The sequence below is a fragment of the Anabaena sp. CA = ATCC 33047 genome (assembly GCF_963870205.1).
GTDB lineage: Bacteria > Cyanobacteriota > Cyanobacteriia > Cyanobacteriales > Nostocaceae > Trichormus.
Genome location: NZ_CAWMSA010000044.1, coordinates 135,673 through 145,544, shown reverse-complemented (window position 1 = coordinate 145,544; position 9,872 = coordinate 135,673). Strand labels below are relative to the sequence as shown.

General features: G+C 42.8%; 7 protein-coding genes and 2 pseudogenes. 4 read left to right on the top strand and 5 right to left on the bottom strand.

The genetic code is table 11. From position 1 onward, the window contains the following. Nucleotides 1-43 precede the first annotated feature (43 nt). A complete protein-coding gene (locus AACS98_RS12705; protein WP_066380305.1) occupies nt 44-772 on the bottom strand; it encodes an HAD family hydrolase in 729 nt (242 codons plus the stop codon). A gap of 602 nt (nt 773-1,374) precedes the next feature. Here AACS98_RS12705 and AACS98_RS12700 point away from each other — a divergent pair. The 3 genes and pseudogenes from AACS98_RS12700 to AACS98_RS12690 all read left to right on the top strand — a co-directional run. Continuing rightward, nucleotides 1,375-1,836: pseudogene (locus tag AACS98_RS12700) on the top strand (RtcB family protein); the annotation flags it as partial. 235 nt (nt 1,837-2,071) lie between these two features. Beyond that, nucleotides 2,072-2,881, top strand: coding sequence for a hypothetical protein (locus AACS98_RS12695; RefSeq protein ID WP_066380304.1), 810 nt, complete (start codon nt 2,072-2,074; stop codon nt 2,879-2,881). Then, nucleotides 2,881-3,600: pseudogene (locus AACS98_RS12690) on the top strand (RtcB family protein); the annotation flags it as partial. The gene AACS98_RS12695 and the pseudogene AACS98_RS12690, both read left to right, overlap by 1 nt. Before the next feature lie 75 nt (nt 3,601-3,675). On the opposite strand, the gene AACS98_RS12685 reads toward AACS98_RS12690, so the two are convergent. Continuing rightward, a complete protein-coding gene (locus AACS98_RS12685; protein WP_066380303.1) occupies nt 3,676-5,910 on the bottom strand; it encodes a glycoside hydrolase in 2,235 nt (744 codons plus the stop codon). Between the two features lie 212 nt (nt 5,911-6,122). Continuing rightward, the gene (locus tag AACS98_RS12680) at nt 6,123-6,353 is read right to left on the bottom strand and encodes a NifU family protein (protein ID WP_066380302.1); all 231 of its coding nucleotides are present in this window, start codon (nt 6,351-6,353) and stop codon (nt 6,123-6,125) included. 275 nt (nt 6,354-6,628) lie between these two features. Between AACS98_RS12680 and AACS98_RS12675 the strand changes: the two genes are divergently transcribed. Further along, the gene (locus tag AACS98_RS12675) at nt 6,629-7,366 is read left to right on the top strand and encodes a Uma2 family endonuclease (RefSeq protein ID WP_156481640.1); all 738 of its coding nucleotides are present in this window, start codon (nt 6,629-6,631) and stop codon (nt 7,364-7,366) included. On the opposite strand, the gene AACS98_RS12670 is transcribed toward AACS98_RS12675, so the two are convergent. Next, nucleotides 7,363-9,120 (bottom strand): sensor histidine kinase, encoded by a 1,758-nt coding sequence (locus tag AACS98_RS12670; protein WP_066380299.1) that lies wholly within the window; start codon nt 9,118-9,120, stop codon nt 7,363-7,365. The two genes, AACS98_RS12675 and AACS98_RS12670, sit on opposite strands and share 4 nt — an antisense overlap. A gap of 179 nt (nt 9,121-9,299) precedes the next feature. Further along, complete coding sequence (locus AACS98_RS12665) at nt 9,300-9,536, bottom strand: type II toxin-antitoxin system CcdA family antitoxin (protein ID WP_066380297.1); 237 nt, start codon at nt 9,534-9,536, stop codon at nt 9,300-9,302. Nucleotides 9,537-9,872 lie beyond the last annotated feature (336 nt).

Here is a 9,872-nt window from a genome sequence, read left to right as displayed (position 1 = left end):
AGACAGTGGGCGTTAACTCAACGCTTCACTACTGTACTTTATTTTAACATTCACTTATACTAGATTGGACTGGTTTACCAGAAAAAACTTGTTGAACTCGTTCTAGTTCTAATTCCGTCAAATAATCAACAGTCCAGTTACAGCAACGCTGAAGCATCTGAAACGGGTAGGTGTTGGCTACACCTAAGACTTGCATCTGTGCGTGTTTTGCAGCTTGGATACCTGCGGGGGTATCTTCTATCGCCAAGCATTCCTGTGGTTGCAGATTTAAGTCAGGATACTCTTGATTGAGACGTGCGACTGCTAATAAATAACCGTCTGGCTGGGGTTTGCTGGTGGTGATGTCATCCCCGGCGACGATAATAGGAAAATGTTCTGTTAGCTTGGCTCGTTCTAATACCAGTTCAATTTCTTTATGCAGCGCACCACTAACTATCGCTAGTTTGAGATGTTGGGAACGCGCTTGATATATCAAGTCTTCCACACCTGGATAGATAGGAAGTTGTTCTAGCTTATCGAGTTCCAGCACATAGGCTTTTGCTTTGCGGTGGAGTAACTGGGTTAAGTATTCTTCAGTGACTACTCTACCACGACTCGTGAGCAATTCTTGAAAACAAGCGCGATCGCTGCGTCCTAATGAACCTTGACGCTCTTTCGGTTTTTGCGGTTGCAAATTTTCTTGAATCAGAATTTCATCTATCAATTGTAGGTGGATGCGCTCGTCGTTGATGATTACGCCATTAAAATCAAACAGAATAGCCTTTAAACTCATGCCTCTATGCCAAAAACTGGAGACTCTATACCCTCCAAATTATTATTATCCATTGTAGGTATATATTGTCTGACTTTTACTTAATTCCTGGCATCTGTTATGGGGAAGGCTTTGACACCGCAACTTTATCCATCAATTACCCTGAAGGGACTTCCAAATCAACAACATCCAAAATGTAGGGTGCGTCAGTACGAGAAACCCTGGCCATAACAAGAAAATATTCATCCTGACGCACCCTACTAACAGTCAATTTGGATAATTTATTTTTTGGTGTTCCCTAACTACCAACCGATGAGGTTGACCGAGAAGATTGGAGATTGAAGATAGCAGATTGCAGCCTTTATGTTTTTGGTACAAGCCCCGCCGCAAGGGGCAGGAATAAATCTAAAATCATCAATCTCAAATCCTCAAGCCGCGTCCCTTGTGGGTGCAGTCAATCTCAAATCTACAATCGGCTGCTTCTACAATTGGTTGACACTCAATCCTCATTATACTACATTTGTAGTATACGTTAATCAGTCACATAAGTTGACAATTAGAGAGACGCGATAAATAGCCGTCTCTACAAATCACAATGATTCTCTCTTATTCAATATAAAATTATGCCCTACGACAAGTTAGAAATTAAGACAGCATCACCCGTTTTATCTTGGGCAAATCACCCATTGGGTTCAGAAGAAACCAAGATGGCTAAAAATGTAGCATCGCTACCTTTTGTATTTAAACACGTAGCATTGATGCCAGATGTTCACTTAGGCAAAGGTGCTTTAGTTGGTTCTGTGATTGCTACAAAAGAAGCCATTATTCCTGCGGCTGTCGGCGTGGATATTGGTTGTGGTATGTGCGCCATCAAAACACCATTTACTGGTGAACAATTAGAAGGGAAGCTAAAGAAAATCCGTCTCGATATTGAGGCAGCAATTCCTACGGGTTTTAACGAAAATAAAGAGGTTGAAAAATCTGCTGCTAATTGGCAACGTTGGCGAGATTTTAACGACTTGCATCGTGGCGTGCAAGATTTACAAACTAAAGCAATGAAACAAATGGGTTCTCTTGGCGGGGGTAAAAGATTGCCCCTTACTGTAGTAATGCAGTAATCAAAACTCGTCCAAATCGGTGAAGGCTGAGATTGCTAATACCGAGGGAAGCGGTAAAACGCCCCGTAGAGAGCAGAGGGACTTGGGCATCCTAAATAATTGAGGATGAAGGTGTGCTCCGAACTATACCGAACAGGAAGGTATAGAATCAAGCAGAAATGACTTGATCGATTGCGACTTTCAGATATGATATTGTGGTTTCATGGAATCCACTAATATCACTCTCGAAAACCCCTATTATGCCTACTTGTTTGGCTTCATCCAAACTGATGGTCATCTATACAATAGCACTCGCGATCGCGGTCGCTTAAGTATAGAGATTAACAAACAAGATGAACACATACTTTGGGCTTTCAAAAATCTCATCCCGTTTAACTCCTCAATTACTGAACGTGTACGTACAACTAACTTTAGTAGCGATAATAAATCAGTTATTTGGAGAGTTTATGACAAGCGGTTGAGAGATTATCTTGAATTATGGGGTTTACCGAATGGGCGGAAATCACAGTTAATAAAACTGCCTAGTTGTCGCTTCTCCAAAGTTGATTACTTTCGAGGACTGATAGATGGGGATGGTTCTTTAGGGCTGACTTCAAAAGGATTTCCTTTTTTATCTCTGGTTACATCTAGCTCACATATTGCTATTGGGTACATAGAATTTATTAACCAGATGACAGGCCAAGTAAAGACATCTACTAGAAACACTAGAGATAGGGTTTATAACATAGTGGTTTACAAGGAAGATGCTCAGACATTAGCCAGACACTTATACTATGATAATTGTCTAGCTTTATCTAGAAAAATCATCAAAACTAGAGAAGTGCTAAGTTGGAGCCGTCCTACTGAAATGAAAAGGGTGAAAAATAGAAAGTTATGGACACCCGAAGAAGATCAGTTTATTACTACCCATTCGATTGAGTGTTCAATGAAAGTGCTTGGCAGAAGTCGAAATAGTGTAGAACTGAGACTATGGAGACTAAATAAATTAAGCCAGCAATCAGTAACAAATTGAATCACTTCATTGAAGTGTGCCTAGATACAGAGAACCAAGTTTGGCTGATGTTACATTCTGGTTCACGTAACATCGGTAATAATCTCGCTCAATGCCATATTAATACAGCAAAGGAATTAGCTAAGATGGCAGGAAATAATTTACCTGACCCAGATTTAGCTTCTTTTATCGCTGGTACTCCCGAATTCCAAGCATACTGGCATGATTTACAATGGGCGCAAGATTACGCGCGTTTTAACCGTGATGTGATGATGGCACGTTTCAAACGCATCATTGAAAAACATCTAGCCGGAGGAAAAGCAACTAAACCTTTATTGCAGGTAAATTGTCATCATAACTACGCCGAAAAAGAAGTACATTTTGGCGAAGATGTGTATGTGACTCGTAAAGGTGCTGTCCGCGCCCAAGCAGAAGATTATGGAATTATCCCTGGTTCAATGGGAGCAAAATCTTTCATTGTCAAAGGGAAAGGTAATGTTCATAGCTTTTGTTCTTGCTCTCATGGTGCGGGTCGTTTATTGTCAAGAAATAAAGCTAAAAATGTCTACACACTTGATGATTTAATTGAGCAAACTAAGGGGGTAGAATGTCGCAAAGATAAGGGTGTTTTAGATGAAATTCCTGGGGCTTACAAGCCTATAGATGAAGTAATGGCAAATCAATCTGATTTGGTGGAAGTTGTAGCCACACTCAAACAAGTTGTTTGTGTAAAAGGTTGATATTAAGGTTTGTAGTGAGCGGCTCTAGCCCTCATTTTTGAGTGAGTAAGGACTGAAGTCCTTACTACAAACTATTTAAGGTACTTCAATCGGAATTAGGGCATTTTCCGGTAAGTATTTTTTGTAGCATCCTTCATCAGCTAGGACTAAAACCAAGCGTAAGGGATAATCGGGCGGTACTTGTAAATCTGCCCAAGGTATTGCTAATTCTAAACAAGTTTCTAAAGCAACTTGAGCGCGACTGCTGCGGGGATGCCATTGATAATGTTCTCCGGCTTCCCGAAATTGAATTGAGTGGGTGAGTAAGTTAATTTCTAAATGGTGGTGGTACAAATAATTTAGGGGTGCTATGTCTGGTACTTCTGCCAAAGGTATGGGGCTGTTGTGCATGGTTCTATCGGGATAGAACCAGAGTAAATTTAACTCTGTTGGTAAATCTTGCCCTGGTTTAATGCCACTTTTAAAGTCTAAGCGCAAGTAGAAGTTAAGGTGATCAACTCCATACCACAAACGCTGAATTGCGCTGCTAACGTGCATTGTTCCCCGTGCGCCGCCAATTTCTATGCGTCCGGCTTTGTTCCAGTCTTGTTCGTCACCTCTACCATCAATGATAGGATGAATGAAACTTTCTGGTAAATGATCAGCCCGTGCTTCGTGAACCTCCACGGCTTGTCTGAGATATGGGGGTATGGGTTCATTTAATGCTTTATAGATGCCACACAGATGTTCACGGAATAATTGATCAAAGATGGCATCGTGATTAGAAGAATGTCCTTCGCCAAACCACCAAAACCAGTCCGAACCTTCGGCAGCATATAAGGCTTCCCAGGCTTCGGGGTTATTTTCTTCTGTGGCTTCTGGGTGGCTGGCTAGCATGGCTCTAGCTTGGGTGAGGTAGTCCCAGGCGCGGTTTTTGGCGGGATCGCCTATCCAGGTGGTGAAGCTGCCATCTACCCAAGAACCGCTATGTAGTTGTTCTCCGGGGATGGTGGTTGTGGCTGGGAATTTTTCTAGGAATTCGGAGACGGTGACAAGTTTGATGTTGGGTTCGTTGCTTAAGGTTTGATATAAAGTTTCTAGGAAGGGTTTACCGTCTTGGGGGTAAAATTCCCAACAGTTTTCACCGTCTAAGGCGATGGTAACTAACCAAGGTTGTTCACTGGGACGTTCTCTTTGTTTTCTGGCGATCGCTTGCAAATGTCCCACTAAGTCCGCCGCCGCTTGTTTGGCTGGCATTGCGCTGTATGTAAAGCCAATTAAATCTGATAATCTATGATCACGGAAGACTATAGCTAAATCTCCGGCTGGGGTTGTCAAACGGTAAGGCTTATACAACAGTTCGGGTTCTTGGACATTTCCCGCCCCATCCCGGTGAAAAAAGTGTTTTAATGTCCAGCCCAAGACGGCTTCATCGGAACAAATCCAATTAAAACCTTGTTTAACAATATACGGTAAAATTGCGGGACTTACTGACTGTTCAGAAGGCCATAAACCTCTGGGTTCTTGTCCAAAGCGTTCTTTATATAGTTCCCAAGCTTTATGCAGGTGGCGAGGAATATCTTCAGCCCACTGAAAGCGATGCTCTGGTAATGTCATATTTGGCACTGCCACACGCCCAGAGTTAGTATCAGCTAGCAAGGGCAAAATTGGGTGTGTGTAGGGTGTAGTGGTAACTTCCAACTGCCCGGAGGCTTGCATTTTGCGGTGTTGGGGGATGATGCGGCTGAGGATGTCGCGCTGTTTGGAATAAATACGCTGGCGATCGCTTAATGTAAAATTACGTCCCTGCTTTAACCAAGCTGCAATTTCTGGGTCATCCCAAAACAGGGGATCTATCCACGCTAAATTATGCCACGCTAATAAATCGCCATACTCAGCCAAATCCCAATTCGCCAAACACCAAGCTGCTCCTTTTTCCTGCCTTTGAAAATACAACTCGGCGTAGCGGGGATGGGGATCGATTAACGTATGGTGATTAGCATCAAAAAAATGTTGGATAATAAATTCTTTTTGTTCGTGAGTCAGCTGTTCTGTAGGTGTCAAGCTGGCTTTCAGGTAAGGATCAAAAGCAGTACCGGCAATATAATCTTCAAGTTGCAAAATTAAAGATGGTACTAAATTCACCGTTTGGTGTAATTTCGGGTACTTTTCTAAAATCAACACCAAATCCAAATAATCTTTTGTGCCATGTAAGCGCACCCAAGGCAAACGATATTGCTGACTTGAAGACGCTGCCATCCCCTTGCCAGGAGATTTATACAACGGCTGATGTTGATGCCATATAAAGGCTACATAAAGTGGATGAGACATAGAATGTGATTGCGAATTGGGCATGGGGCATCGATGCACAGGGCATGGGGCATCGGGCATGGGGGAGGCAGTACGGTCTTGGGGTCTCCCCAAGTGGAGCAACTGCCGTCATGGGGCATCAATGCACAGGGCATGGGATTTTTCCCCTCTGCTCCCCTACTCCGAAAGCTCCCCTGCTTCTTCCTAGTCCCCAGTCCCCAGTCAAGAGTCCCTTACATTATTTGCTCAACTTCGGCAATTTCGGGAATCATTTCTCGCAGACGGCGTTCAATGCCCATTCTCAAGGTCATGGTGGAACTGGGGCAAGAACCACAAGCACCTTGTAACCGCAGTTTCACAATCGGCCCATCGATGTCTACAAGTTCCACGTTGCCACCATCGGATATTAGATAAGGACGCATTTCATCTAAGACTGTTTCAACGTTTTGAGGTGTTAATTCCATCGTGTGATACCCAGTAAGTTAACAATGGTTATGGAAATGTGAGTTGTGGTAGTGCTAAAGTCTACTACAAACACATTATCCGAAATGTTCTTTTTTTGGCTGAATAAATCGATCCTAGATCAGATTGTCATTAGTCATTGGTCATTAGTCATTAGTCGTTGGTCATTAGTCATTAGTCATTGGTAAAAGTTCATCTCCCCAGTCCCCAGTCCCCAGTCCCCAGTCCCCAATCCCCAATCCCTTGATACACTGGAATAAACCCCAAAACTTTGCCTATGGTAGCCCAAATCAATCAACTGAATATTTCTTGGGAACCATTGCCCGATGATTTTCAGCTAGAGGATGAACCAGTGGAAAATACAGGGCAGCCTATTTTGGCGGGTGCTTTGCGTGAAAGCCTAGAAATTAGTGGTTTTATCCAACCGCAAATGTTGATTGCTAGTAATTTTGCTGTTTGTGCTACAGTCAACGGACAGTTTATTGCTAAAGCTCCTGATTGGGTGTATGTTCCCTGTGTAAAAGAAATTGTAGGCGATCGCAAAAGTTACACGCCCAATTTAGAAGGCGATATCCCGGCGGTTGTCATGGAGTTTTTATCTGGTACTGAGGGGGAAGAATATTCTTTTAAGCGCACCTACCCGCCTGGAAAATGGTTTTTCTACGAGCAAGTTTTACAAGTCCCTATTTACGTGATTTTTGACCCTAATGGCGGTTTACTGGAATTTTACCACCTGGAAAACGGACGCTATGAGTTAAAGCAACCTGATGAAAATGGCCGTCATTGGCTGGCAACGATGGGTTTATTTCTGGGGACTTGGTACGGCACAAAAGAAGGCAGAACAGGTTACTGGTTGCGGTGGTGGGATGAATCTGGTAATTTGTTACTGTGGGCGGTGGAACAGATTGAACAAGAACGCCAACGTGCTGAACAAGAACGCCAGCAAAAAGAAAGGTTGATTGCCTATTTACAAACTCAAGGCATTGACCCGAATAATTTACCCGGCAACCTTTAACAAATACTATCGCTGTCACTGTCAGTAGATGACAGCATAACTGGTTGTTGATAGAGGGGGACTGTGAATGTTACTGTCGAACCCAGTCCTTCACCGAGACTGTAAAAATGTACTTCTCCACCCATAGTCTCGATTAATTTTTGGGATATTGCCAGTCCCAAACCTGTACCACCGTACTGACGGGTGCGAGAGCCATCTACTTGGGAGAATAGTTGAAATAGTTTGTCTTGTTTATCGAGAGACACACCAATCCCAGTGTCGGCTACTCTGACTCTCACCATACCAGGAAACTGCTGTTCTGGCAATTTACCTTTTTGGAGGACGATATCGGCACTGATGGTAATACCGCCTTCGTGGGTGAATTTGATGGCATTTCCGGTTAAATTCAACATGACTTGTAACAGCCGTTGGTAGTTGCCTTGAACAATGATGTCATCGGAGGTAGGCGGTAATTGCATCCGAAAACTGAGGTTTTTGGCTTCGGCTTGGGGACGCATGAAGTTTTCCACATCACAGAAGAGTTCGTCTAACTTGACTGGAGCGCAAACTAGCTCCATTTTGCCGGCTTCTATTTTGGCGATATCTAAGATGTCGTTAATAATATTCAGCAGGTGTAAAGATAGGTGGTGGGCTTCTTCTAAAAACTGATTTCTTTCTTCGGCATCGTCTGCCATGCCTTCTAAAATCAGCTTTAAAAAGCCAATCATGCCGTTGAGGGGGGTACGAATTTCATGGGAGACGTTAGCGAGAAACTCACTTTTGAGGCGGGAGGCTTCTTCGGCTTTTTGTCTGGCAACTTCTAGCTCTTTGTATAAGGTAGCATGAGCGATCGCTGTGCCTAACTGATCGGCTACTTCTTTGGCTAATTCTAATTCTGCATCTGTGAGTGGACAGCATTCTGAGCGTAAATTCAGCGCAATCAAGCCATTAGCTTGGTCTTGATAGCAGGTAGCCACTACTAACATCTTATTATGCTTACTGAGGCTATACCCTGGAATTTCCATGACAATTGGTTCCAAGGTAGCTAACGCCTGTGCAAAGGCTGGCTCAGTATTCACATCTATTTCTGTACCCACCAGAGAAGGCAGTTCTGGTTGATGATACTCTGCTATTACCCGCACTTTTGAGCTAGCGGGCTGGTAAGGGCAAATAATACACCGTTCTAGCCGTAATGCTTTGCCTAGACTATCAACTGTTTGCTGCCAAATTACATCTAAATCTAGTGTCCGGCGAATATTTCTGGTAAGTTTATTGACTATTCTTTGGTGTTCCTGCGATCGCAAAGCTAAGTCTATCTGTGTAGACGTATGAATTGCTACGTTTACTTCTTGGTTATTCACTTTCAGTTGTAATAACCTACCTGTCACCAAGACTGCACTAGCTGTAGTTCCCAAGGGCGGGATAATCGGACAAATTGCCAGCTCCAACTCGAATAGATTTTGTTCACAATTAAACCAACATTGACACCTTTCGGGAACCAAGTTAGTCAACACCCGATGCAATATCTCCATGTAGGAAGCTTTATCCACTGGTACAAAAGCTTTCTGTTCGTTGCATTGTGTGACTATTGTGTTCGGTTTAAATCCCAACAGCTCACTTTTTTGCCAATAAAACGACAGGTAACGCCCAGCCCCATCCTGCGTATATACCAACTCAGCACCGAGGGCTGGTAATAGCCCATCACCCTGATGATGTAACGATTCCAGATTTTGAGTAAATATGTTTGGCAATTGGGAGTTGGCAGTAATAATCATTAATCGAGTTGGATAGACAAATGGCAACTCAAAACAGTTTTACTAAAGCTAGGCAAAGCTTCGCATTAAATATTACAGCTTTTACGTATTTATTTTTACGTATTTTAGCCGTTCTGGAATCTCAGATTGACAAACTTTACATTTTTCAGCTTTATTCTTTACAGCCTATTAATGAAAGGTCAATCATTCCATTCTCCCCTAGGTGGAATTGGCATCCTATGGGGGGTGCGTGTCAATTCATCATCTCTGAGAATCTCACCTCGTAACCATTGCCGAATCGCTACCTCAATGACTTTACTAGGATTATCGGTCAGGTGCTGAATTTGCTCCAGTAAATCCGAGTCCAGATGGATAGAGATTTCTACCTTATCGGTGGGCATTGATTCCGCATCGGTAGCTCGTTCTTTCATATTCATAGGTTTATCTACTCAAAAACGCTCTGGTAACACGCTTTGTCAAGCAGTTATCTTTACTGTTAGGGCTGTTTACTGACAAATGAGAAGAGTGGATATTTAGATATTTCCCCAAAATCTCATCAAATTAACAGCATCAACTGGCAAGTGTGGATGTTCATCAAACTTTCTAGACATGAATCTAGAAGTTTTCTCAGTAAATTAGAACATCAGGACAATTACGGGTGTAAACCGCCCTGATATCTACACTATGTACTGATATATCTTTATTGTACGCTTCAGGTCGATGAATACTAGCAGAGAAAAATGGACTTTATAGAGATTCTTAAAAAGTCCCTC